Annotated in this window: 28 protein-coding genes; 12 read left to right on the top strand and 16 right to left on the bottom strand. The window is 63.6% G+C overall.

Translation table 11 applies throughout. The annotated features are described in order from the left end of the window. Positions 1-80: 80 nt before the first annotated feature. From C9E81_RS18720 to C9E81_RS18685, 8 genes are all read left to right on the top strand, one after another. A complete protein-coding gene (locus C9E81_RS18720) occupies positions 81-1,040 on the top strand; it encodes a Bug family tripartite tricarboxylate transporter substrate binding protein (RefSeq protein WP_122113948.1) in 960 nt (319 codons plus the stop codon). Then, positions 1,037-1,480: a tripartite tricarboxylate transporter TctB family protein gene (locus C9E81_RS18715; RefSeq protein WP_243698725.1), complete on the top strand. Its 444-nt coding sequence runs from the start codon at positions 1,037-1,039 to the stop codon at positions 1,478-1,480. Before C9E81_RS18720 ends, C9E81_RS18715 begins: the two co-directional genes overlap by 4 nt. Positions 1,481-1,483: 3 nt before the next feature. After that, positions 1,484-3,007 carry a tripartite tricarboxylate transporter permease gene (locus tag C9E81_RS18710; RefSeq protein WP_122113882.1) on the top strand — a complete coding sequence of 508 codons (1,524 nt, stop codon included), beginning with the start codon at positions 1,484-1,486 and terminating at the stop codon, positions 3,005-3,007. Position 3,008: 1 nt separating this feature from the next. After that, on the top strand, positions 3,009-4,370 hold the full coding sequence (locus C9E81_RS18705; RefSeq protein ID WP_122113881.1) for an acyclic terpene utilization AtuA family protein: 1,362 nt from the start codon (positions 3,009-3,011) through the stop codon (positions 4,368-4,370). After that, a complete protein-coding gene (locus C9E81_RS18700) occupies positions 4,367-4,666 on the top strand; it encodes a DUF4387 domain-containing protein (RefSeq protein WP_122113880.1) in 300 nt (99 codons plus the stop codon). Before C9E81_RS18705 ends, C9E81_RS18700 begins: the two co-directional genes overlap by 4 nt. Next, on the top strand, positions 4,653-5,687 hold the full coding sequence (locus tag C9E81_RS18695; protein WP_122113879.1) for an AbrB family transcriptional regulator: 1,035 nt from the start codon (positions 4,653-4,655) through the stop codon (positions 5,685-5,687). Before C9E81_RS18700 ends, C9E81_RS18695 begins: the two co-directional genes overlap by 14 nt. 126 nt (positions 5,688-5,813) lie before the next feature. Beyond that, positions 5,814-6,299: a xanthine phosphoribosyltransferase gene (gene gpt / locus C9E81_RS18690; protein ID WP_122113878.1), complete on the top strand. Its 486-nt coding sequence runs from the start codon at positions 5,814-5,816 to the stop codon at positions 6,297-6,299. Between the two features lie 177 nt (positions 6,300-6,476). After that, positions 6,477-7,067 carry a PRC-barrel domain-containing protein gene (locus C9E81_RS18685; protein WP_166461975.1) on the top strand — a complete coding sequence of 197 codons (591 nt, stop codon included), beginning with the start codon at positions 6,477-6,479 and terminating at the stop codon, positions 7,065-7,067. 97 nt (positions 7,068-7,164) lie between these two features. Here C9E81_RS18685 and trpE read toward each other — a convergent pair whose 3' ends face one another. From trpE to C9E81_RS18665, 4 genes are all read right to left on the bottom strand, one after another. Beyond that, the gene (trpE, locus tag C9E81_RS18680) at positions 7,165-8,670 is read right to left on the bottom strand and encodes an anthranilate synthase component I (RefSeq protein ID WP_122113876.1); all 1,506 of its coding nucleotides are present in this window, start codon (positions 8,668-8,670) and stop codon (positions 7,165-7,167) included. Then, positions 8,670-10,634, bottom strand: a complete 1,965-nt coding sequence (locus tag C9E81_RS18675) for a peptidylprolyl isomerase (RefSeq protein WP_243698724.1) — start codon at positions 10,632-10,634, stop codon at positions 8,670-8,672. Before C9E81_RS18675 ends, trpE begins: the two co-directional genes overlap by 1 nt. Before the next feature lie 66 nt (positions 10,635-10,700). Continuing rightward, positions 10,701-11,876: an aminotransferase gene (locus C9E81_RS18670; protein WP_122113875.1), complete on the bottom strand. Its 1,176-nt coding sequence runs from the start codon at positions 11,874-11,876 to the stop codon at positions 10,701-10,703. After that, the gene (locus C9E81_RS18665) at positions 11,857-12,711 is read right to left on the bottom strand and encodes a hypothetical protein (RefSeq protein ID WP_122113874.1); all 855 of its coding nucleotides are present in this window, start codon (positions 12,709-12,711) and stop codon (positions 11,857-11,859) included. The genes C9E81_RS18670 and C9E81_RS18665 overlap by 20 nt, the downstream gene beginning before the upstream one ends. A 104-nt stretch (positions 12,712-12,815) precedes the next feature. Here C9E81_RS18665 and C9E81_RS18660 point away from each other — a divergent pair, with 104 nt between their 5' ends. From C9E81_RS18660 to C9E81_RS18650, 3 genes are read left to right on the top strand one after another with little or no spacing between them, the layout of a single operon-like run. Next, positions 12,816-13,406, top strand: a complete 591-nt coding sequence (locus tag C9E81_RS18660) for an anthranilate synthase component II (RefSeq protein WP_122113873.1) — start codon at positions 12,816-12,818, stop codon at positions 13,404-13,406. Then, a complete protein-coding gene (trpD, locus tag C9E81_RS18655) occupies positions 13,403-14,422 on the top strand; it encodes an anthranilate phosphoribosyltransferase (protein WP_122113872.1) in 1,020 nt (339 codons plus the stop codon). The genes C9E81_RS18660 and trpD overlap by 4 nt, the downstream gene beginning before the upstream one ends. Beyond that, a complete protein-coding gene (locus tag C9E81_RS18650) occupies positions 14,419-15,075 on the top strand; it encodes a uracil-DNA glycosylase (protein ID WP_122113871.1) in 657 nt (218 codons plus the stop codon). Before trpD ends, C9E81_RS18650 begins: the two co-directional genes overlap by 4 nt. Before the next feature lie 60 nt (positions 15,076-15,135). Here the strand turns inward: C9E81_RS18650 and C9E81_RS18645 are convergent, their stop codons facing one another. The 12 genes from C9E81_RS18645 to C9E81_RS18590 form a co-directional block, all read right to left on the bottom strand. Further along, complete coding sequence (locus C9E81_RS18645) at positions 15,136-15,915, bottom strand: succinate dehydrogenase iron-sulfur subunit (protein ID WP_122113870.1); 780 nt, start codon at positions 15,913-15,915, stop codon at positions 15,136-15,138. Positions 15,916-15,927: 12 nt separating this feature from the next. After that, positions 15,928-16,134 carry a hypothetical protein gene (locus C9E81_RS18640; protein ID WP_147457631.1) on the bottom strand — a complete coding sequence of 69 codons (207 nt, stop codon included), beginning with the start codon at positions 16,132-16,134 and terminating at the stop codon, positions 15,928-15,930. An 89-nt stretch (positions 16,135-16,223) separates the two neighbouring features. Continuing rightward, positions 16,224-16,541 carry a hypothetical protein gene (locus C9E81_RS18635; RefSeq protein ID WP_122113868.1) on the bottom strand — a complete coding sequence of 106 codons (318 nt, stop codon included), beginning with the start codon at positions 16,539-16,541 and terminating at the stop codon, positions 16,224-16,226. Beyond that, positions 16,541-16,909, bottom strand: coding sequence for a hypothetical protein (locus C9E81_RS18630; protein ID WP_208021222.1), 369 nt, complete (start codon positions 16,907-16,909; stop codon positions 16,541-16,543). Before C9E81_RS18630 ends, C9E81_RS18635 begins: the two co-directional genes overlap by 1 nt. Continuing rightward, positions 16,909-18,711: a succinate dehydrogenase flavoprotein subunit gene (gene sdhA / locus C9E81_RS18625; RefSeq protein ID WP_122113867.1), complete on the bottom strand. Its 1,803-nt coding sequence runs from the start codon at positions 18,709-18,711 to the stop codon at positions 16,909-16,911. Before sdhA ends, C9E81_RS18630 begins: the two co-directional genes overlap by 1 nt. Positions 18,712-18,718: 7 nt before the next feature. Next, positions 18,719-19,105, bottom strand: a complete 387-nt coding sequence (gene sdhD / locus C9E81_RS18620; RefSeq protein WP_122113866.1) for a succinate dehydrogenase, hydrophobic membrane anchor protein — start codon at positions 19,103-19,105, stop codon at positions 18,719-18,721. A 13-nt stretch (positions 19,106-19,118) separates the two neighbouring features. Next, positions 19,119-19,511, bottom strand: a complete 393-nt coding sequence (gene sdhC / locus C9E81_RS18615; protein WP_122113945.1) for a succinate dehydrogenase, cytochrome b556 subunit — start codon at positions 19,509-19,511, stop codon at positions 19,119-19,121. 258 nt (positions 19,512-19,769) lie between these two features. Then, the gene (locus C9E81_RS18610) at positions 19,770-20,804 is read right to left on the bottom strand and encodes a MaoC family dehydratase (protein WP_122113865.1); all 1,035 of its coding nucleotides are present in this window, start codon (positions 20,802-20,804) and stop codon (positions 19,770-19,772) included. Further along, the gene (locus C9E81_RS18605; RefSeq protein ID WP_122113864.1) at positions 20,801-21,007 is read right to left on the bottom strand and encodes a DUF1737 domain-containing protein; all 207 of its coding nucleotides are present in this window, start codon (positions 21,005-21,007) and stop codon (positions 20,801-20,803) included. Before C9E81_RS18605 ends, C9E81_RS18610 begins: the two co-directional genes overlap by 4 nt. Before the next feature lies 1 nt (position 21,008). Beyond that, complete coding sequence (locus tag C9E81_RS18600; RefSeq protein WP_122113863.1) at positions 21,009-21,557, bottom strand: NnrU family protein; 549 nt, start codon at positions 21,555-21,557, stop codon at positions 21,009-21,011. 42 nt (positions 21,558-21,599) lie between these two features. Further along, entirely contained in the window at positions 21,600-22,451 is an 852-nt protein-coding gene (locus C9E81_RS18595) for an HpcH/HpaI aldolase/citrate lyase family protein (protein ID WP_122113944.1), read from the bottom strand. An 81-nt stretch (positions 22,452-22,532) separates the two neighbouring features. Next, positions 22,533-23,282: a sulfite exporter TauE/SafE family protein gene (locus C9E81_RS18590; RefSeq protein WP_122113862.1), complete on the bottom strand. Its 750-nt coding sequence runs from the start codon at positions 23,280-23,282 to the stop codon at positions 22,533-22,535. Positions 23,283-23,426: 144 nt separating this feature from the next. On the opposite strand from C9E81_RS18590, the gene mdh reads away from it, so the two are divergent. Further along, positions 23,427-24,389 carry a malate dehydrogenase gene (gene mdh / locus C9E81_RS18585; protein ID WP_122113861.1) on the top strand — a complete coding sequence of 321 codons (963 nt, stop codon included), beginning with the start codon at positions 23,427-23,429 and terminating at the stop codon, positions 24,387-24,389. The last annotated feature ends 20 nt before the right edge of the window (positions 24,390-24,409 follow it).

Raw genomic sequence — 24,409 nt, 5'->3', positions numbered from 1 at the left:
ATGTCAGCTTTTCATCAAATTGTAGTTATCGCAATCCCGTGATCCTGCGCGGGAGTCGAATGATCCTATGGGAGGATATCATGAAGAACTGGACCAAAGCGGCCGTTGCCGCAATTTTCACGAGTATCGCTGTTCCCGCGGCCGCCGAGGAATGCATTGCCCCGGCCAATCCGGGCGGCGGTTGGGATTTCACCTGCCGCCAGATTGGCCGAATCATGACCGAACTGGGCGTGGTGCCCGATCTGGTGCAGGTCACGAACCTCGCCGGGGCCGGCGGTGGCGTGGCCTATTCGCAGGTCGTGAACGAGCGCAATGACGATCCGAATGTCTTCATCGCGGCATCATCCGCGACCACCACGCGCCTTGCCCAGAACGCTTTTGGCGGCGCAACGCCCGATCAGGTGCGTTGGGTGGGCACGATCGGCGGCGATCCCGGCGTGATCGTCGTGGCAGCCGACAGTGAATACAAGACCCTGACCGACCTGGTCGAGGCGATCAAGGCCGATCCCTCCTCGGTGGCATTTGCGGGCGGTTCGGCCGTGGGTGGCTTCGATCACCTGAAAGTGCTGATGACGCTGGACAAGGCCGGTTTCACCGATATCCGCAAGGTCAAGTATATCGGTGTCGATGGCGGCGCCGATGCGATTACCCAAACCGTGGGCGGTTTCGCGCAGGCGATGACCGGCGACCTTTCGGAAATCACCGGCTTCATCAAGTCCGGCGATGTGCGCCCCATCGCGGTGCTGTCGGAAGAGCGCGTGGAAGGTTTCGAGGACGTGCCCACCGCCAAGGAGCAGGGCATCGACATCGTCGCCATGAACTGGCGCGGCATCTATGTGCCCAAGGGTATCAGCGACGAGGACTACCAGAAATGGGTCGATGCACTGAAGCAGGTCGGTGAAAGCGAGGAATGGCAGAAGGTCATGACCGAGAACGGCCTCGCGCCCTACAGCATCTATGGCGAGGACTTCGAAACCTTCGTGGCTGACAACATCGCCCAGGTCCAGAAGATCTCGAAAGATATCGGGTTGCTGCAATGATCCGCGGCGACCGTATCTTCGGAGCGGTCATGATCGTGCTGGCGTTGGGGTATATCCTCACCGCCAGTCGCATCGGAACCAGCTTCATGTCCGATCCGGTGGGGCCCCGCGCCTTTCCATACATGATCGCGGGGGTAATCATCCTGTGTGCCGTCAGCATGATCCTGCGCCCCGATCCCGAGGCCGAATGGCCCGCCGGACCGATGCTGCTGCAACTGGGCATCGCCTTTGCGGCATTGATCGGATACGCTTTTGCAATCAAACCATTGGGATTCATCCTGCCGACGGTGATCGTCGCAGGCATCCTGAGCTGGCAGATCGGCGGCCATCCGAAACGCGCGGCAATCGCCGGTGCGGGCCTGGGTATCGGGCTGTTCGTGCTGTTCCGCGTCGTCCTTGGACTGGGGCTGAAGGGCCTGCCTGCGGGCTGGGGGTTCTGAACCATGGAAATTCTAAGCAATCTCGCGATGGGTTTTTCCATCGCCATCTCTCCCTACACGTTGCTGCTGGCGGTGATCGGCTGCTTTGTCGGCACCATAATCGGCGCCCTGCCCGGGCTTGGTCCCGCCAATGGGGTGGCGCTGCTGATCCCGATCTCCTTTTCGATGGGGCTTGACGCGATCTCGGCTCTCGTCCTGCTGACCTCTGTCTATTACGGAGCGATGTATGGCGGCCGGATCAGTTCGATCCTGCTGAACATCCCGGGCGACGAGCCGGCGATGATGACGACGCTGGACGGCTATCCGATGGCCAAGCAGGGCATGGCGGGCGAGGCGCTGGTCGTATCCGGCGTGGCCTCTTTCGTGGGCGCCTTCATCGCCACCATCGGGTTGATGATCTTTGCCCCCTACCTGGCCCGTGTTGCCTTCAAGTTCGGCCCGGCGGAATATTTCGCACTTTACATGCTGGCCTTCTGCACGCTTGGCGGAATTGGCTCCAATAACCAGGCCAAGGCGGCGATGGCCGCCGCGATCGGCCTTGGCATCGCCATGATCGGGCTGGACAAGACCACCGGCATGCCACGCTTTACCTTTGGCGAGCTGCATCTGCAGGACGGGGTGGATTTTCTTGTCGCCATCGTCGGGCTTTTCGCGGTCGCCGAGGTGTTTTTCTTCATCGAGACTCATGGCAAGAACAGTGCCATCGGCGTGAAACTGGGCAAGATCCTCGTGCCATGGCGAATGCTGAGGCAAACCACCGGGGCGATGCTGCGCGGCACCGGGATCGGCTTTGTCGCAGGGGTGCTGCCGGGCGCGGGCGCCTCACTGGGATCGTTCCTGGCCTACACGGCCGAGAAATCGGTAGCCCGCGACAAGTCGCAATTCGGCAAGGGCAATCCACGCGGCGTCGCAGCGCCCGAGGCCGGCAACAACGCCGCCGCCGGTGGCGCGCTGGTGCCGATGCTGACACTCGGCGTGCCGGGATCGGGCACGACCGCGGTGCTGCTGGCGCTGCTGCTGACGCTCAACATCACGCCGGGACCGCTGCTGTTCGCCGAGCGGCCCGAAGTGGTCTGGTCGCTGATCGCGGCGCTGCTGATCGCCAATATCGTGCTGCTGCTGATGAACGTGCCGATGGTCAAGGTCTTTGTTCATATCCTGTCGGTGCCGGCATGGATCCTGCTGCCGGGCGTGACCATGGTCGCCTTCGTGGGCATCTATTCGCTGACCGGCTCCAGCTTCGACATGCTGATGATGGTGGGCTTCGGGGTGCTGGGCTATATCATGCGCAAGCTTGAAATCCCGACGGTTCCGGTGATCCTCGGCATCCTGCTGGGCAACGCCATGGAGGACAATCTTCGCCGCGCCATGGTGCTGTCGGACGGGGACTGGACCTTCCTGTTCAGCTCGCCTATCGCAATCGGGCTGTGGATCGCGGCGGTTCTCGGCTTCATCGCGCCGATCTTCCTGCGCAGCTTCCTGAAGAGGCCGCCGCTGCCGGAAACCGAACCCAAGGTAGGAGACTGACATGCCGACTCGCGTTCTGGTGCCTTCGGGCGTTCTTGGCCTCGGCTTCGACCGCAAGGCGCTGGCACGCGGAGTGGCCATGAAGCCCGACATCATCTGCATTGACGGAGGGTCCACGGATAGTGGGCCCTTCAGCCTTGGCGCCGGGCAGTCGAAATATTCCCGCGCCGCGACCAAATCCGAATGGCGCATCCTGATGCAAGCCCGCGCCGAGGCTGGCGTGCCGTTGGTCATCGGCACCGCGGGTACTTGCGGCACCGACAGCACGGTGGACTGGATGCATGACATCACTACCGAACTTGCCGAAGAACTAGGCCAAAGCCTGAAAATCGCGCGGCTCTATTCCGGCCAGCCGGTCGGGCGCATCGCCCGGGCGCTTGAGGCCGAAGATGTCACGCCACTGCCCCCCGCCCCCGAGATCCGGCTGGACGATCTGACCAATATCGTCGCCCTGGCGGGGGCCGAGCAGATACAGGCCGCGCTTGCCACCGGTGCCGATATCGTCATCGCCGGCCGCACCACCGACACCGCCACCATCGCCGCCCTGCCGCTCTTGCGCGGGGATGCCCCCGGGGGCGCATGGCACGGCGCCAAGATCGCCGAATGCGGGGCGCTGTGTTCGACCAACCCGACCTCGGGAGTGATCATGGTCGATTTCGACACGGACGGCTTCACGGTCGAGCCCATGGCCGAAAGCGCCGCCTGCACGCCGCATTCAGTCTCGGCCCATATGCTTTACGAGAATTCCGACCCGTTCCGGCTGTATGAACCGGGCGGCTTTCTGGACGTGACCGGCGCGCGCTACACCGCGCTGGACCAGCGCCGCGTGCGGGTGGAGGGCTCGGAATGGGTGCCCGGCCCCTATACCGTCAAGCTGGAGGGCGCGCGGATCGCCGGATATCAGACCACCATCCTCGCCATCCTGCGCAATGCCCATTACGTGAAGAACGCATCTCTATGGGTGGAGCGGCTCACCGCCTATCTGACCGGCGAGATCGAGAGCCGGATGGGATTGAGGCAAGGCGCTTACAGCCTCGAATTCCGGCTGATCGGGGTGAACGGGGCGCTTGGCAATCTTGAAAGTCGTTCCGGCGATCCGGTCGAGATCGGGGTGCTGGGCATCATCACCGCCGCCTCCCAGGCTGTGGCTGCCGAGATCGGCAAGCTGATCAACCCCTTCGTCCTGCACTACCCGCTGACCGACAGCGAGGAACTGCCGACCTTCGCCTTTCCCTATTCCCCCGCGACGACCGACCGGGGGCCATTGTATGAATTCGCGCTGAACCATGTCATGCGGCTGAACGACCCGATGGAGGCGTTCCGGATCGGGCTCAGCCAGATCGGCGCGGAGGTTCCGGCATGAGGCTTGGCGATCTCGTCCTGAAGGTGCGTTCCAAGAATGCCGGCCCGTTCTGGGTGACCATCGACATCTTCTGCGATCGGCCCGAGATCTTTCGGCAGGTCCGGGACAATCTGCACACTCGCGCGGTCGCCGAATTGTACCGGGTGCCCGAGCAACTCCTGAAACGGTTCGACATCGAGGATCTGCGGGTCGTCAAGTTCAGCATCCCGCGCCCGGTGGTGCAGGGTTCCGCCGCCGACCGCGACATGCACGGCGCCCAATATGCCGCTTTGCTGGAAGAATATGAGCTCGACTAAACGCCGTATCCTGACCCTGGCGCTGGCCGCCGTCGGCGCGGGAATCTTCCTGCTCTTTGGTCTGCCCCTGCCGATGCTGCTGGGTCCGATGCTTGCCTGCCTGATCGCGGCGCTGGCCGGTGCGCCGCTGATGGGAGCGGGCGGATTCGCCGTCTTCATGCGGACCTTCCTGGGCGTCGCCGTGGGCGCCTCGATCACGCCGCAGGTGCTGGGACAATTGCCGGGCATTGCCGCTTCGCTGGCCTTCGTGCCCCTGTTCATCGGGGTCATCGCACTGATCGGCTATCCGATGTTCCGACGGCTTTTCGGCTTCGACCATCCGACCGCATGGTATGCGACCATGCCCGGCGGGCTGCAGGACATGCTGGTCTTCGGCGAAGAGGCGGGCGGCGATGTCCGCGCCCTGTCGCTGATCCATGCGACCAGGGTTCTGGTGCTTGTCACCGTCGCACCGATGATCATGCATGCCTATTGGGGCGTGGATCTCTCGCAGCCGCCCGGAGCCCCGATCCGCGATACCGCCCCCTATGAGATCCTGCTGATGGTCGCCTCGGGTTTCTTCGGCTGGAAGATAGCGGAAAGGCTGGGACTGTTCGGCGCCTCGATCCTCGGGCCGATGATCCTGACCGCGATCCTGTCGCTTTCCGGCGTCATCCAGCACCGCCCCCCGGCCGAGATCCTTCAGGCGGCGCAATTCTTCATCGGCATCACCGTGGGCGTGAAATATGTCGGCATTACCGGACGGGAGCTGCGCATCGACGTGACGGCGGGGTTGGTGCATGCGGTCATCCTGGCCTGCATCAGCCTGGTCTTCTTCGAGATCATCGTGCAACTGGGTCTGGCACCGGCGCTGGACGCCATGCTGGCCTTTCTGCCCGGAGGTCAGGCCGAAATGGTCGTGATCGCCATCATCGCGGGTGCCGACCTTGCTTATGTGGTCAGTCATCACCTGCTGCGGATCATCATCGTCATCACGCTTGCCCCCATCGTCGCCAAGATCATGAGCCGTGCGCGCCATTGATGGCGGGTTTTTGGCGGCCTGCGCGACCGGATGGCTTTGCCTTTCGCGGCGCAAAGCTATTATACGGCATGAAACCGGCTGCGTATGGGAGCCGATCAGGATTTGCGGCATTCAAGGAGAGTGACAATGGACCGCCTGCCCCATGAAAAGGGTTTCCACGTAAGCTGGGACCAATTGCACCGCGACGCACGCGCCCTCGCGTGGCGGCTGGACGGGACCGATTGGCGTGCCGTCGTTGCCGTGACTCGCGGTGGACTGGTTCCGGCAATGATTGTCGCGCGGGAACTGGACATTCGCACCATCGACACGATCAGCATCAAATCCTATCACAAGCAGGAACGGGGCGGGTTGGAAGTGCTGAAACGTCCCGACCCGGAACTGATGGGCGATGGCGACGGGATTCTTGTCGTGGACGATCTGGTCGATTCCGGCCGCACGCTTGAACTGATCCGCGAGATGTTCCCCAAGGCGCATTTCGCGACCGTCTATGCCAAGCCCCAGGGCAAGCCGATGGTGCAGACCTATGTGACCGAGGTCAGCCAGGATACCTGGATCTTCTTTCCCTGGGACATGGCACTGCAATATGTGCAGCCCTATCGCGGCGAGGATTGAGATCCGGCCTCCCGGACGTAGCAGGGTTGTCTTTTTGCCACCGCGTCTCCGGGCAATGTAAACAATATGTCAAGATATCCCCGATGCGGGAACCCGGACCCCAACCGGCGCATTGGTTCATGGTGTTGCACCACGCAAATATCCCGGTGCGATACCTATACTGAAAAGGAGACTTTAATGCGCAGGCTTTTCATGACGGCCGCTTTTGTGCTGCCCCTCGCTTGTGTCCCCGCCTTCGCGCAGGACGCGGCGACCGGAACGCCCGCCATGGTTCCGGCTGCGGAAGCCCATGGCGAGCCAGCCGCGGGCGCGAAAGAGGCGCTGAAGGCCGAGGTCACGGAAAGCGGCAAGATCGCGCAGGAGCAGGCCACGAATGAGCTGCGCCTGGACTGGATCACCGATGCGATGGTGACGGCGCCGGATGGCTCTGCGATCGGAAGTATCAACGACCTGATCCTGGATGGAGAAACCGGCGAGATGATCGCGGCGGTCATCGGTGTCGGCGGCTTCCTTGGAATCGGAGAAAAGCAGATTGCCGTGCCCTGGGAGCAACTGACGGTAAATGCCGACGCACAGGAGATCACGAGCGATCTGACCAAGGAAGAGGCCGAGGTCGCACCGGCATATGTGTTCCGCGACCGAGCCACGGATCCGAACGCCTCGACCGAGGGGGTCATCGAACCCAATGACGGCACGGCAGCTTTGTCGGGTGACGCCGAACTGGCCCGGGACGAAAGCGGGAATGGAAACGAACCGGTCAGCAACTGATGGCTGGCCGCAACAGGTCCATCGCATGAAAAAGGCGGCCCGGGTGGCCGCCTTTTTCATTCCCCGGAATGACTCATGGCTTCACCCGACCTTGAGCTCAACCATTCCCGCGCACGAAACGCGCCGCCCCTTCGGCGGCCCGTTGCAGGGCGCGGCTCTTGTTGACGGTCTCCTGGAATTCCGCCTCGGGATCGCTGTCATAGACGATACCGCCACCGGCCTGGATATACAGGGCTCCGTCCTTGACCAATCCGGTGCGCAGGGCGATGCACATGTCCATCTCGCCATTGGCGGCGAAATAGCCCACTGCGCCGCCATAGACACCGCGTTTTTCGGGTTCCAGCTCGTCGATGATCTCCATCGCGCGAACCTTGGGCGCCCCGGAAACGGTCCCGGCAGGCAACCCGGCCAGAAGGGCAGAGAGCGCATCCTCGCCATCGCGCAACTCGCCCACCACGTTCGAAACGATATGCATGACGTGGCTGTAGCGCTCGATCACGAATTGCTCGGTCGGGCGCACCGTGCCGGTCTTTGCCACCCGCCCCACATCGTTGCGGCCCAGGTCCAGCAGCATCAGATGCTCGGCCAGCTCTTTCTGGTCGGCCAGCAGATCGGCCTCCAGCGCCCGGTCCTCGGCCTCGTCACCGCCGCGCGGCCGGGTTCCGGCGATCGGTCTGATCGTAACTTCGCCATCGCGCAATCGCACGAGGATCTCGGGACTGGCGCCGATGATCTGGAAACCGCCCATGTTCAGGAAGAACATGAATGGCGAGGGATTGGTGCGGCGCAGGCTGCGGTAAAGCGCGAAAGGCGGCAACGGGAAATCCATCCGCCAGCGCTGCGAGGGCACGACCTGAAAGATGTCCCCTGCCCTGATATATTCCTTGGCCCGCTCGACCGCCGCCAGATAGTCCGGCTTGGCAAAATTCGAGACCGGCTCGCCGATGGCCGCGTCATGTCCCAATGCGCGGGGCTCGGAGGGCTGACGGTCCAGCGCGCGCAGCGCATCCATCACCCGCTCGGCGGCGCGGGCATAGGCGGCGCGGGCATTTTCCCCCGCAACATGCCAGGCCGGAGCGCAGAGCGTCACCTCCCCCTTCACCCCATCCAGAACGGCCACCACCGAAGGCCGCATCAGCATGGCATCGGGCAGATCAAGCGGATCGGGATTCACGTCCGGCAGATGCTCGACCAGCCGGATCATGTCATAGCCCAGATAGCCGAACAGCCCCGCCGCCATCGGCGGCACTCCTTCGGGCATCCGCTCGATCCGGCTTTCGGCGATCAGCGCGCGCAGACTGTCCAGCACCGGGCGATCATCGGACTGAAACTCATCCGAGAACCGCGCATGACGATTGATCCGGGCCTTGCCGTCACGGCATTCCCAGACCAGATCCGGCTTCATCCCGACGATCTGATAGCGGCCGCGGATCTCCCCGCCTGTCACCGATTCCAGCATGAAGCTCATCGGCGCGGCATCCGTCAGTTTCAGCATCAGGCTGACGGGCGTATCAAGATCGGCGGCCAGCCGGATCGTCACCAACTGGTTGTGCCCTTCGGCCCAACCCGCCTCGAACTCGGCAAAATCCGGAGAAAGTTCCATCACTGAACCTGGGCGTTGATGGCATCGATGGCCGATTGGTTGACCTCGACCTTGGCCTTGCTCTGCGCGGCGCGAGCATAATACTCGAAGATATCCGCCTGCAGCGACTGCGCCAGACGTTGCCGGACCCTGTCCTGCACCTGCACAGCATCCTCGCTGTCAAGATCCGCCGCGTGGACCGCATCCAGCCGCACCAGGAAAACCCGGTCATCGGCATCCACGATCTCGATATCGCCCATGGCATCGATATCGAAAACCTCGGTAATGAGCGCGGGCGGCAGGGCCTCGATCCAGCCATCGCGCGTCAGCCCCGTCTCGGTGTTCCACTGCAAATGCGGATCAACGGCAGCGACGGTCTCCTCCGTCCCGTCAGCGGGTTCCTCCTGCGCAGCAGGGGAGGTCGTGGCATTGGTATCCTCATCCTCTTCCGTATCCACGGCATTGGGATCGGGAGTTTCGGCCGAGATCAGGTTCACCCGATCCTCCTCGGCATGGGCAAGCAGGAGCCGATGGACTTCCGCGGCCCGCCAGTCCGCGGCAACCTCATCGCGAATTTCGTCGAACGGCCGGAGCGTGGGCGGAACCACCTCGTCCAGCCGTATCGCGAATATGCCGCCATCATCCAGCCGCTCGATCTGCGGGAAATCATTCTCGCTGATTTCGCCCGCTCGCTCGCGGAAGGCCGGATAACCGGCGATACTGCCTTCCCCGGGCTCCATGTCCGACGACCAGTCCAGCTTTCCCAACTCCATCGGGGTCTCTTCCGACATTTCTTCAAGTGTCGCGCCACTGGCCAGAAGATCCTCGTATTCCCCCATCCGATCGTCGATCATCCGGCTCGCCCGATCCAGCGCGGCCTCGGCACGCAAATCCTCGCGCGCCTGCTCGAAGGGAATATCCACCGCCTCCAGAATCGCGTTCATCGAAATCAGCGCCGGACCGAGATCGGTCTGAGCCGGACCGGCGATTCCCGGAGCCTCCAGCGCAAAAACCGCGTCGGCGGCCTGCCCCAGATCCTCGCGTGTGACTTCGCCCAGATCAATGTCGTCCACTGTCAGGCCCCGTTCGGCCACTAGTTCGTCAAAGGTTATATCGCCGGAATCCAGCCGTTCCCTGGCGGCCTGGGCTTCTTCCATCGAAGGAAAGACCAGCCTGCCGACGATCCGCCGCTCGGGCTGGCGATACTGGTCGATACGCTCTTCATAGGCCGCCCGCAGGGCATTTTCGTCCAGATCGACCTCGTCCGATAGCATCTCCGGGGTCAGCCAGACATAGCTCAGCTTGCGCTTTTCCGGCGCGGTGAAACGGTCGGCATTCGCCTCGTGCCAGGCCTTCAACGTTTCCTCGTCCGGATCCGAGACAGGAGTTTCGAGATCGTCCGCCTTCACCTCGTGCCAACTGAAATCACGCGTTTCAAGCAGCCAGCCCGCAGTTTGATCGACCATGGCTTCCGGCGCGACGACCCCCTCGCTTACGGCGCGCTGCAGCAGCATCCGGGCCTCGTCGGTCCGAATCTGCTCTTCGAAATCGGCCTCGCTCAGCCCCTCGCGGCGCAGGATCTGGGAATAGGCGCTCCGGTCGAACTGCCCATTCGGGCCCTGAAAGGCCGGCGCCTTCGAGATCGTCTGCGCAACCCGCTGATCGCCGACCGAGATACCAATGCGGCGGGTCTCCTCTTCCAGCGCGGCGGCGGTGAAAAGCTGTGCCTGGATCATCTGCGGCAGCCCGATCGCCCTGGCCTGTGCCATGGTGAATAGCTGTCCCGCCTGCTGCGAATAGGCGCTCAGTTCCGAGCGCAGCGCGCGGGCATAATCATCGGCGGTGACCTTCGTCGCGCCGACCGATCCGATCTCGCTCGAACCTCCCGAAAAGCTGGTCACGCCGAACCCACCCAGCCCCAGGACCAGAAGACCCATCAGGATCCAGACGATGGTCGATTTCCCCTTGGTGCGCAGGTTCTTCATGCCACGGGCTTCCTCTCGATCGTGTCGGGATCGTCTTTAGGACGGGTGTGCAGCCGCGACAAGCCTTCAGCCGACGAAACTGCCAAGCCTTTCGGCAAGTTCGGCAATCCCGGCAGCGTCCACATTGGCGAAGGCGATACGGAAATGCCCGGTCCCCAAAGGGTCGTCCTGCGGCAGGAACATCGTTCCGGGCAGGGCCAGCACACCTATTTCGGCCACCATGCGCGGCGCCAGTTTCGCGGAGGAAAGACCGAAAGGATGTTCGACCCAAGCGAAATAAGCCCCGGCAGTTTTCAACCGCCACCCCGGCAGCCCCGAGATCGCCCGGACAGTCGCGGCGCGGCGCGCGAGGATCTCCTCGCGCTCACCGGCCAGCCAGCCGCGCAGGTTCCGCATTCCCCACAGCGCCCCGATCTGCCCCAGTTGCGAGGTCGAGATCGCCACCGTGTCGAGGAATTTCTCGATCTCGGACATCCGATCACGGGACGCGATCAGCGCCCCAACCCGATGCCCGGTCAGCCGGTAGGCCTTGGAAAAGGAGTAAAGCTGGATCACCGTCTCTTCCCAGCCTTGCCGGGTCAGCAGGTCATGCGGAGCCCCCGTCCGGCTGTCGAAATCGCGGTAGGTTTCGTCGAGAATGAGGGCAAGCCCGTGGCGTTGCGCGAGTTCGAAGAAACCCGCGACCAGTTCCGCCGGATATTCCGCACCCGACGGGTTGTTCGGCGTCACCAGCACGATGGCGCGGCTGCGCGGCCCGATCAGCTTTCCGGCCTCTCCGGGATCGGGCAGCATGTCCTGTCCGCAAGCCAGTGGCCGCGCCTTGATGCCCTGCATGTCCAGCCACATCTTGTGATTGAAATACCATGGCACCGGCAAAATGACCTCGTCCCCCGCCTTCGCAAGCGTGCTGATCGCCGCGCAAAAGGCCTGGTTGCAGCCCTGCGTGATCGCCACCTGCTCCGGATCGACGCGTCCGCCATAGGCAGTGGAGAACTCTGCCGCGACCGCCTCGCGCAGATCGGGGTTGCCCAGCACTGGCCCGTAAAGATGTGCATCAGACCGCTCCAGGGCCGCCTCGGCAATCGCGCGGCGCAGCCCCTCTGGCGGAGGTTCGACCGGGGCAGCCTGGCTGACATTGATCAGCGGGCGATCGGGCGGAAAGTCCACGCCTCGCAGCCAGCGCCGCGCCTCCATCACCGGGGGCGCGAAGGTCGCGACAATATTAGGGTTGACCGGCTGCATCTGAATCCCGTTGCAATGCGCGCAGATCGGACAGATCCGGCGGGGTGGACAGATCGAGCGCCGGGGAAGGCAGATCCGGCACCGTGGTTTCCTGTTCGCTTTCCGCAACGGATGGACCGGACGAATTGGCCGGTCGCACCTCTTCCTCGGGCGGCTGTGCGGCTATCGCCTCGACCGGGGTAGATGCGGGCAGGCTGTCCTGCCCGCTGGCCCGAACCTTGCCGGGCGCCTCCGGTGCAGCCGGTGCGGATTGCGATGACGGCAGGTCGAAACCGAGCCCCTCCTCGGTTTCGGGTGTTTCGGATTGCGACAATTCGCTGCCGGGCACCACCGCCTCGGGAGGCAGCTCCGCACCCGTCACTGCAACCGGAGCCGGCTCAGAAGCCGGAGCGCTGACCGCCGAGGGTTCGGATCGTTCCGATGGCGAAGAGGCCAAGGGCGCCGGCAATTGCGGCGACGCATCGCCGCCGCGCCCGAAATCGGAACCGACGGGCAAGTCTATCGCCGTCGCCTGCGGCTGGTCCTCGTCCTCCGCCGTGGCGGGCTCTGCCGTGCCCTCTTCGATGACTGACTCTGCCGTGGCACCCGTTGCCGCGGTATTATCCGTTCCGGTCTTCACCTCCTGCGGTGCCGTCCCCGCTCCGGTATCGGGCCCCGGATCGTCCCGCGCGGTTTCCGCCTCCGGCACCGATTCGGGCGCATCACCAGCCATGCGATCCTCTGACCCGGCAACCCCGATTTCCTTCGGCAGCGGCGCCAATAACGACAATGCCCCCAGCCCGATGGCGCTGATTACAGCGCCATGCAGCAAACCTGTCCAGAATCCCCGTGCCATCCGCCTCTTCACCCTCTGGCCGGGCTTGACCCCCCGGCGCGCTTTGGCCCATCTATAGCGAACCCGCATGCGGGGGGAAACCGCCCCGGAACCAAGGCAAGACAATGATCCTTCTGATCGACAATTACGACAGCTTCACCTGGAACCTCGTGCATTATCTGGGCGAAGCCGGGGCAGAGGTGGTCGTGAAACGCAATGATGCTCTCTCCGTCGAAGAGGCGCTGGCGCTGCAACCTGACGGCATCGTGATCTCTCCTGGCCCTTGCGACCCCGCACAGGCCGGGATTTGCGTCGAGTTGATCCGGGCAGCAGCGGAGCGCGAACTGCCCCTGTTCGGCGTCTGCCTTGGCCATCAGGCCATCGGCGAGGCCTTCGGCGGCAAGGTGGTGCGCGCAAGCCGCATCCTGCACGGCAAGGTCGATGCGATCAGCCATGACGGCAGCGGGGTATTCACCGGTCTACCCTCGCCGCTGAAGGCGACGCGCTATCATTCGCTGACCATCGAGCCAGAGAGCCTGCCCAACTGCCTGCGTATCACCGCCAGATCAGATGACGGCACGATCATGGGATTGATCCACGCGGACCTGCCGGTCGAAGGCGTGCAGTTCCATCCCGAATCCATCGCATCCGAGCATGGGCACGAGATGATCCGCAATTTCCTTGCCCGCTGCCGGCCGGGAAAGCAGGCCGCATGACCGATATCCGCCCCCTGATCGGCATCGCCGCCACCCGCCCGCTCACCGGCCCCGAGGCCGAGGCCGCCTTTTCGGCCCTGTTCGACGGCGCCGCCACTCCCGCCCAGATCGGCGGGCTGCTGATGGCGCTGCGCGTGCGCGGCGAAACCGTGGACGAAATCGCCGCCGCCGCCCGTGCCATGCGTGCGCGGATGAACCGGGTGCAGGCCCCCGATGGCGCGATGGATATCGTCGGCACCGGCGGTGATGGCAAGGGCACGTTGAACATCTCGACCGCAACGGCCTTCGTCGTCGCAGGCGCGGGCGTGCCGGTCGCCAAGCATGGCAACCGCAACCTGTCCTCGAAATCCGGCGCGGCGGACGCACTGACCCATATGGGGATCAATGTGATGGGCGGCCCGGCGATGGCGCAGCAGGCGCTGGACCGGGCCGGTATCTGCTTCATGATGGCGCCGATGCATCACCCGGCCATGCGCCATGTCGGCCCGCCCCGCGCCGAACTGGGCACCCGCACCGTCTTCAACCTGCTGGGGCCGCTGACCAATCCGGCCTCGGTGCGGCGCCAGTTGACCGGCGCGTTCAGCAGCCAGTGGCTCCGCCCCATGGCCGAAGTGCTGCGTGATCTGGGTTCCGACGCGGCATGGCTGGTTCATGGCAGTGACGGCACCGACGAGATCAGCATTGCGGGCGAGACCCATGTCGCCGCGCTCAAGGATGGCGAGGTCAGCGAATTCACAGTCACTCCCGAGGATGCCGGGCTGCCCCGCCATCCTTTCGAGGCGATCATCGGAGGAGAGCCCGCGGACAACGCCCGCGCCTTCCGCGCGCTTCTGGATGGGCAGGCCGGGGCCTATCGCGATGCGGTCCTGCTGAATGCCGCGGCAGCATTAGTGATCATGGGCAGGGCCGGCGATCTGCGGGAAGGCGCAGCACAAGCCGCCGAGTCCATCGACAGTGGCAAGGCCAAGGCCCGGCTGACCCATCTGGCCGAGGTCACCGGCCCACCGGAAGCATGACCCCTCCCGAGGCCTGGGCCCATTTGCCCTTCTTCGATCAGGACTGGCCTGTGATCCGGGACCGGTTGCTCGATACACGTGGCTGGCTGCCCGGTCCCGATCGGATTTTCGCCGCGCTGGAGGCCGTCTCGCCGGACAGGCTGCGCGTCGTGATCCTGGGCCAGGACCCCTACCCGACGCAGGGCCACGCCAATGGGCTGGCCTTTTCGGTTGCACCCGACATCCCGCTGCCCCGGTCGCTGCGGAACATCTATGCCGAGATGCGCGAGGATATCGGCGCCAGTCCCGCGAATGGCGACCTGTCGCATTGGGCCCGGCAGGGCGTATTACTGTTGAACACGTCGCTCTCCGTCCCCGCCGGCTCTGCCGGCGCCCATGCCAAATGGGGCTGGCACAAGCTCGCACAGCAGGCCATCGCCGAGGCGCAGCGCCATGGCCCGCTCGCATTCCTGCTTTGGGGAGGCCATGCGCAAAAGGCCGCCGCCGGGCTTCCCCGAAAGCAGGACCTGACGATTGCCACCGCCCACCCCTCGCCCCTGTCGGCGAGACGGGGTTTCTTTGGCAGCCGTCCTTTCAGCCGGATCAATGATTGGCTGACCGCTCAAGGCCATCAGCCAATCGAATGGGCAGATCCGCCCTCTTCTTCCTTGTGAGAATACCTTCGGGAGAGTCCCCGGAACGGGGATGGGGACAGGCTGCCCCCTTTCCCCGAATCAGACCATGCGATCGACCATCATATGCTTGATCGAGGCAATCGCCTTCGCCGGGTTCAGACCCTTGGGGCAAGTATTCGTGCAGTTCATGATCGTGTGGCAGCGATACAGCTTGAAGGGATCCTCCAACTCGTCCAGCCGCTCCCCCGTCGCCTCATCGCGTGAATCGATGATCCAGCGATAGGCATGCAGCAAAGCGGCAGGGCCGAGGTAACGATCGCCGTTCCACCAATAACTCGGACAGGCGGTCGAGCATGACGCGCAGAGGATGCATTCATACAGCCCGTCCAGTTTCTTGCGATCCTCGATCGACTGTTTCCACTCTTTTCCCGGCGTGGGGGATTTGGTGATCAGATAGGGATTCACGCTGGCATGCTGGGCATAGAAATGCGTCAGGTCGGGGATCAGGTCCTTGACCACCGGCATATGCGGCAGCGGATAGATGGCGATGTCGCCCTCGATCTCGTCGATACCATAGATACAGGCCAGGTGGTTGCCGCCGCCGATATTCATCGCACAGGAGCCGCAGATCCCTTCGCGGCAAGAGCGACGGAAGGACAGCGTCGGATCGATCTCGTTCTTGATCTTGATCAGGGCATCCAGAACCATTGGTCCGCATTTGTCGAGATCGACGAAATAGGTGTCCAAGCGCGGATTTTCCCCGGTATCGGGATCCCATCGATAGATCTGGAATTTCCGGACATTCTTGGCCCCTTCGGGCTTGGGCCAGGTCTTGCCGACGCGGATCTGACTGTTTTTTGGCAGGGTGAACTGGACCATGGGTTGCTCCTTTCAGAGAGTGCCTTGGGGCCGGTGATCGGGATTGGACAAGGATTGCGTGCGAAAGATCAGGTTCCTTTCCTGCGCATGTGCAGGAGGAGTTGCATCCATGATATCGAAATGCCATGAAAATTTCGTTTCGCCATCATTCAGTAATGGCATCGCCTCCCCATCCGGCAGCATCGTGGCGGCATGCTCGGAAGATCGTTGGATCGACATGTTTCCGGCCTTCCGAGCACCGATTTGCACGATCAGGCGGCGTTTGCCCTTTAAGGCTCGCTTGCTTAGCTGGCCCATAACCATCTTGCCTATCCACGCCAGCCGGGCTGATCCGCCAGAACCCGGGTCGGCAACTGCCCGGATTTGCGCAGGACGCAGCGGTTGAACACATCCGACGGATCCCGCCCGAGAATATAATCAGAAGAAATCTCGAGCTCGACACGGCCGGCGGCACGGGTTCCCCCGCCACCACCACCGATCGCGCCGATGGCCACCTCGCCGCGCGGACGGCTGGCCAGTTCGGCATCGCGCAGACAGCTTCGCTCGGCCCGGTCGACAGGGACCGGACCACATGCCGCCAGAAGCGGCAGCAACAGCAAACCGAATGCGCAATGCCCTTTCCGCATCAGGCCGTGCCTGCGGCGCCCGAGATGCATTGCGTGGTCGCCGGCCGTGACACGATGCTTGCCACGCTGTCAGCCGTTCCCGCCACTCCAGCGCGGGAGGCCTGGGCGATGTCGATCAGCTCGGCCGTGGTGGCATTGCTCATCACGCAATCGGTATAGGGCGCGACATTCGCCCCCGGCAGCCGCTTTTCCATCTCGGAATTGATGACATTACGCGCAACCTGGCGCGAGGCGGCGTCGAGCGTGGTGGGGGTCGCGGGTGTCGTCGTGGGCGCTGTCGGCACCGTGCCGGTTTGGGGCGTGGTCACCGCGCATCCCGCGAGCGCGAGCGCGACGACACCAATTCCGGCGAAAGATATGAAACGCATCAGTAAACCCTCTTCTTAGGAGCAATCTTCTTCAGGTCGATCCCACCATCCTCGGCCTTTGTCAGCGGCTCCAGATGCACGGGGCGATAATCCAGTTTAACCTTGTTTCCCTCGACCCTTGCAAGCGAATGCTTGCGCCAGTTGGCATCATCCCGCTCGGGGTAATCCTCATGCGCATGGGCACCGCGGCTTTCCTTGCGCGCCTCGGCGGCGGTGATGGTCGCCAGCGCGTTGGGCATGAGATTCGTCAGTTCCAGCGTTTCCATCAGGTCGGTATTCCAGATCAGGCCACGGTCGGTGACATGCAGATCGTCCAGCTTGGCGGCGATGGCCTCCATCTTCTCGACGCCCTCGGCGAGCGTCTTGTCGGTGCGGAACACGGCGGCATCGGCCTGCATGGTCCGCTGCATCTCGTCGCGCAGTGCGGCGGTCGGCGTGCCCCCGCTGGCGTTGCGGATACGGTCAAAGCGGTCAAGCGCCTTGTCCACCTGTTCCGGGTTGGTCGAGGGGATGGCGGATTCACGATCCACCACCTGTCCCGCCCGGATCGCGGCAGCGCGGCCAAAGACCACCAGGTCGATCAGGCTGTTCGAGCCAAGGCGGTTGGCACCGTGGACACTGGCGCAGCCCGCCTCTCCTACCGCCATCAGGCCAGGGAATATGGCATCTGGATCATCCCCGGTCGGGTTCAGCACCTCGCCCCAGTAATTCGTGGGGATGCCGCCCATGTTGTAATGCACCGTCGGCAGCACCGGGATCGGCGCGCGGGTCACATCGACCCCGGCAAAGATCTTGGCCGATTCGCTGATCCCCGGCAGACGTTCAGCCAGTGTTTCGGGCGGCAGATGCATCAGGTTCAGAAAGATATGGTCCTTGTGCTCGCCCACGCCACGGCCCTCGCGGATCTCCATGGTCATGCAGCGGCTGACCACGTCGCGGCTGGCCAGATCCTTGTAGGTCGGAGCATAGCGTTCCATGAAGCGCTCGCCCTCGGAATTGGTCAGGTAGCCACCCTCTCCCCGCGCGCCCTCGGTGATCAGGCAGCCCGAGCCATAGATGCCCGTAGGGTGGAACTGGACGAATTCCATGTCCTGCAGCGGCAGCCCCGCGCGTGCCACCATGCCACCGCCATCGCCGGTGCATGTATGGGCGCTGGTGGCGCTGAAATAGGCCCGGCCATAACCGCCGGTGGCCAGCACCACCATCTTGGCGTTGAAGACATGGATCGTGCCATCGTCCAGCCGCCAGCAGACCACGCCGGTGCAGCGCCCGTCTGTGATGATCAGATCCAGCGCGAAATATTCGATGAAGAATTCCGCGTTGTTCTTGAGCGATTGGCCGTAGAGCGTGTGCAGAATCGCGTGACCGGTCCGGTCGGCGGCAGCGCAGGTGCGCTGCACAGGGGGACCCTCGCCGAATTCCGTGGTGTGGCCGCCGAAGGGGCGCTGGTAGATCTTGCCCTCTTCGGTGCGCGAAAACGGCACGCCGTAATGATCCAGTTCGTAAACGGCCTTGGGCGCCTCGCGCGCCAGGTATTCCATCGCGTCGGTATCGCCCAGCCAGTCCGACCCCTTGACCGTGTCATACATGTGCCACTGCCAGTTGTCGGGGCCCATGTTGGACAGCGAGGCGGCGATACCACCCTGCGCGGCCACCGTATGCGAGCGGGTCGGGAAGACCTTGGTCACGCATGCCGTGCGCAGTCCCTGTTCGGCCATGCCGAGGGTAGCGCGCAGACCGGCGCCGCCCGCACCCACCACGACCACATCATATTCATGCGTTTGGGTTTCGTATGCAGCCATGATGCCCTCAGATCGCAATGGTGAAAAGTGCCATCTTCGCCAAAGCGAAGACCGCCGCCGCGATAACGGCCCAGCCAAAGATCACCGAGACGATGATCGCGGCCTTGCGCGCACTGTGCTGGAAGTAATCGTCGATCATGATCCGGGTGCCCTTCATGAAATGGACCATGCCCACGATCACGAACAGCGCGGTGACGATCCCCGGCCACGGGCGCCCGAAATGGGCGATCAGCGCTTCCCGCGGCAGGCCGATGGCGCAGCCGACGGTGATCATGAAGAAAGGGGTCAGGATCAGCAGCGCCCATGCGCTGACGGTCATGGCCCAGTGATCGGAGGTTCCGGAACGGGCAGAGCCCAGGCCGGTGGCGGCTTTGCGGGGGGTTATGTAACGCATCTTTTCCCTCGCCTCAGAAAATGAAGAACAGGATCAGGGTCAGCAGGGTCATCACCACCGAGCCGATAATGATCGCCCAGGAAGCTTTCCTCGCCTCTTCGATCTCGAGCATGTGGCCGGCGTCGTAGAACAGGTGGCGAATGCCCGCCAGCAGGTGATACCACAGCGCCCAGACCGAACCGGTCAGGATCAGAAAGCCCAGCCAGGACCGCACCACCCAATCGGCGGCGGCAAAGGCATCCGGCCCGCTGACCGCGGCAACCAGCCACCAGACCAGCAAAAGAATGCCGGCAATCAGTGCATGGCCGGTCACCCGGGTCAGGATCGACGTGACTGCCGCGACCGGCAGCTTGTAAACCTGAAGGTGGGGAGATAGCGGCCGGTTACCCCGGTTCACATCGGCCATGATACGGGCCTCCTCTATCGGTTCGAACTGATCCCGTCGCAGGCGCTTGGCTGGCCGCTCGGGCTGGCGTTTGGCGGTGTGTCTGGCGGCATTCTTGCCATCTGTCACCAGCTTATGCCAGTCCTTGGGCGCAATTTTAACTGATTTCGCCAATTGTGATCACACATACCGCATGCGTGATCACAAGAAACGGCAAACCAAGAAAATTCGTCGGGTTCTGCCCCCCGGAACAGGGAGGCGCTGGATCGACCGCAGGTTTCAGACCGGCATCAAGGCCCAGCAATCCAGATCAAGCAGCACCTCCGGCGCATATTTGCCGTCCTCGCCCTTCAGCACGAAAGCGCCGCTGTCGCCTTTCGTGGCGACCAGCCGCAAGCGGATCGCTCCCACGCCCGGCGCGGCGGTTTCTGCCTTGTCCAGCACCTCTGACCATGCCCGCACCGTATCGCCGGAAAAGCAGGGATTGGCGTGGGCGCCCGCGTTCAGTGCCGCCACCATCTGCGCATTCGCCAAGCCGTTGAAACTGAGCGCGCGCGCCATGCTGATGACATGCCCGCCATAGATCAGCCGCTTGCCATCCTCGCGATTGGTGGCATCGAAATGGACCTTGGCGGTGTTCTGCCACAGGCGCGTGGCCAGCATATGCTCGGCCTCCTCGATGGTGACGCCATCGACATGGTCGATCCTCTCGCCGATCGCGTAATCACCCCACCGGTGGCTTTCACCCGCAAGTTCAAAGTCGTATTTGGAAAAATTCAAGCCTTCCGGAATGACAAGACCGGCGGCATCCACCACCTCTGCAAGCTTTGGCACGACCGTCTCGGGTGCCGGGGCTTCGGGGTCGCGCTTGCGCACCATCACCCAACGGACATATTCCATGACCGCCTCGCCCGACTGGTTCAGGCCGCGCGTGCGCACCCAGACCACGCCGGTCTTGCCGTTCGAATTCTGCTTGAGCCCGATCACCTCGGATTCCGAGCGGATCGTATCCCCCGGCCAGACCGGCCTGAGCCAGCGCCCCTCGGCATAGCCGAGATTGGCGACGGCGTTCAGGCTGATATCCGGGACCGTCTTGCCGAAGACGACATGGAAGGCGATCAGGTCATCCAGCGGCGCGGCCTTCAGCCCGCACGCCCGCGCGAACTCATCCGACGAGGCCAGAGCGTGACGCGCCGGATAGAGTGCGTGATACAGCGCCCGCTCGCCGCCCGAAACGGTGCGGGGAACCGCGTGCCGGATCACCTGACCCATGCGATAATCTTCGAAAAAACGGCCCGGATTGGTCTTTGTCATTGCTGTCCCAGTTTCATCTCGGGGTGGTAATCGGCCTCGACCTCCTTGGTGACGGCCTGCGCGCAGCGCATCACACCGCGCGCGGAATCGAAGGAGATCGAAGGGCTGCCATGCAACTGCCAGCCCTTTGCCAGCGCATCGCTGACCTTGTGACAGAAGGCCGAGGTGTCGTCTTCGGTCAGCAGACGGTAGATCGTACTCATGTCAGCCTCCATATGGCTGGGGTCCGACCCAACCGTGCAAGGTTGCGACGACAGCCATGACCACGATGGCCCCGACAATCGCCATGACTTCCTTCCGGGCCGGGAACGGGCCGGCCGGCGGCGTCCATGCGCTGTCGCGGTTGATGACGACGATCTCGGCCAGCGCCCAGATCAGCAATCCGCCGAACAGGATGAAGGAGGGCAGGTCGCCATTGACCAGCAGATGCGCCACCGCCCAAAGCGAGAAACCGACCAGTTGCGGATGGCGCAGGTAAGCGGTCACACGGGTTTTCATACCAGCCGCGGCGAAAAGGTAGAACGCGATCAATACCAGCAGGTTGTTGATACCGACCAGGGCCCCGCTGCGCCCCCACCAATATGGCCCATCCGAAATTCTGTAGCCCCAGATCATCAGGATGACCGACAAGAGCAGCAGCCCAGCCATCAGGCCCTTGCCGCGATCGCCCATCGCCTCGCGGCGCCCGGGGGCCAGGCGTTTGAAAAGATGCGCGCCCCACCACAGGGCCACGCCAAGAATCAGGATCAGCATCTCGCTTCCTTTCGCTGGATGTGAATCCCATTCACTTTGCCATCATCCCGCCATGGCCGCAATCGCTTCGGCGTGATCCAGCGTCTTGCGGGCGGTATCGACATGCAGGTTCTCGACGATCTTCCCATCGACCACGGCCACGCCCTTGCCGGTGGCGGAAACCGCCTCGAATGCCTCGATCTGGCGGCGCGCAAGTTCGACCTCGGCTTCGGTCGGGGCGAAGACCTCGTTGGTGACGGCCAGTTGTGCCGGGTGGATCAATGTCTTGCCGTCAAAACCCATATCGCGGCCCTGCTCGCATTCGGCGCGCAACCCGTCATCATCCTTGAAGGCATTATAGACGCCATCGACGATCAGCTTGCCATGCGCCTTCGCTGCCAGCAGGCACAGCCCCAGCCCCGCCTGCATCGGCAGGCGATCCGGGCGAAAGCGGCTGTTCAGCTCCTTGGCCAGGTCATTGGTGCCCATGACCATCCCTTCCAATCGGGGATGCGCAGCAATCTCGGCGGCGTTCAGCATGCCCAGGGGCGTTTCTAGCATGGCCCAGAGCGGGGTATCGGGGACCAGTGCCGCCGCCCGGTCCAGATCGGCGGCGCACTCTACCTTGGGAATCAGCATCGCGTCGATCTTGCCCGCCAAAGCTCCTGCACAGAGTCGCGCGTCATCCTCGCCCCATTCCGTCGCCAGCGCATTGATCCGAACGATCAGCGCGCGCCGCCCGTAATCATTGGCCAGGGCCGCCGTCAGATGTTCCCGCGCGGCGGCCTTTTCGTCAGGCACGACCGCGTCCTCCATGTCGAAAATGATCGCATCCGCGGCCAGGTTCTGCGCCTTTTCCATCGCGCGCGTGTTGGCCGTGGGGATATAGAGAACGGAACGGTAGGGGCGGGCCATGAAATCCTCCGGGCAATTTTCTTGCGCGAAACTGCCTTGAAGCGCCAGAAATGGCAAGGGGAAAATTGCTGCGCTGCGGCATCAACCCGAGAGGGCCTGCCAGACCAGCCGCGAGGATACGGCCAGCAGCCCCCATGTGATCAGCTTGTAGAACAGCGCTTGCGGAATAATTCTCACCAGCCGCAGCCCAACCCAGACAGAAACCAGCGCAACCGGCGTCAGGACCGCCGCCACTTTCAGGTTCGCCGGCGACAGCTGGCCGAGGGCGGCATAGGGGATCAGCTTGATCCAGTTCACCACCGCGAAATACCATGTCGTGGTGCCCGCAAAGATCACCGAGGGCAGGCGAAGCGGCTGCACATAGACCTGATAGGGCGGCGCGCCGGAATGGCTGACAAAGCTGGTGTAGCCGGCGAGCGCGCCCCAGAAACTGCCGCGCAGGGGCGAAGGCTGCCGCGCGCGGGCAGACAGGTCCGGGCGGATCAGGGCATTCAGCGCGAATACGAGGCCGATCAGTCCCACGATCAGCGTCACGCCCCGGTCCGGCACGATATGCGCCGTCGCCCATCCCATTCCGATTCCGACAGCCGCTCCGGGCAGCGAGGTCTTCAGCACGCGCCGGTCGAAATCGCGCCGGAACGCCAGCAGCCCGCCGAGATCCGAAACTATATAGACCGGCAGCATGAGCCCCGCCGCCTGCACCGGGGACATCACCAGCGACAGGATCGGCACCGCCAGGATCGCGACCATGGCCAGCCCTCCCTTGGCCAACCCGACCGCCATCGAGGCAAGGATGGCCAGCAGCCACCCTTCGGTGGAAAGCTCCAGCATCCGCTTCTCCCACGATGTTTCACCGTGTCGGGCGGTAGTCCGGGCTTAACCTTCCGTCAAGCACGGTTGCGGCTTGGACTTGCGATTCGCGCGGTAACGTTCTAACCACCCGGCTGCAAACACCCACCATATCGGAGGTTACTCATGGCCCGACCCAAAATCGCACTGATCGGTGCGGGGCAGATCGGCGGCACGCTGGCACATCTGGCTGCGATGAAGGAACTGGGCGACGTCGTTCTGTTCGATATCGCCGAGGGGACTCCCCAGGGCAAGGCGCTGGATATCGCCGAATCCGGCCCGGCCGAGGGCTTTGACGCGAGCCTGAAGGGCACCAATGATTATGCCGACATCGCGGGCGCCGATGTCTGCATCGTGACGGCGGGTGTCCCCCGCAAGCCGGGGATGAGCCGTGATGACCTGCTGGGCATCAATCTCAAGGTCATGAAAGCGGTCGGCGAGGGCATCAAGACCCATGCCCCGGACGCCTTCGTCATCTGCATCACCAACCCGCTGGACGCGATGGTCTGGGCACTGCGCCAGTTCAGCGGCCTGCCCCGCAACAAGGTCTGCGGCATGGCGGGCGTGCTGGACTCGGCCCGCTTCCGGCATTTCCTGTCGCTGGAATTCGGCGTTTCGATGAAAGACGTGTCGGCCTTCGTGCTGGGCGGTCACGGCGACACCATGGTTCCGCTGACCCGCTATTCGACCGTCGCCGGCATTCCCCTGCCCGACCTGGTCAAGATGGGCTGGACCACGCAGGAGAAGCTGGACGCCATAGTGCAGCGCACCCGCGACGGCGGCGCCGAGATCGTCGGGCTGCTGAAGACCGGCAGCGCCTTCTACGCTCCCGCGACCAGCGCCATCGAGATGGCCGAGGCCTATCTGAAGGACCAGAAGCGTGTCCTGCCCTGCGCGGCACATGTGGATGGCGCCTATGGGCTGAAGGGGCTTTATGTCGGCGTGCCCACCGTGATCGGCGCGAATGGCATCGAGAAAGTCATCGACATCAAGCTGGACAAGGACGAGCAGGCGATGTTCGACAAGTCCGTCGATGCGGTGAAAGGTCTTGTCGAGGCCTGCAAGGGGATCGACAGCTCCCTGGCCTGAAATCCTGCCTTGTGATTTTC

This window comes from Paracoccus alkanivorans, from assembly GCF_003697785.1.
Lineage (GTDB): Bacteria > Pseudomonadota > Alphaproteobacteria > Rhodobacterales > Rhodobacteraceae > Paracoccus > Paracoccus alkanivorans.
The sequence above is the reverse complement of the archived record's forward strand: the minus strand, read 5'-3'. Positions and strand labels throughout refer to the sequence as shown.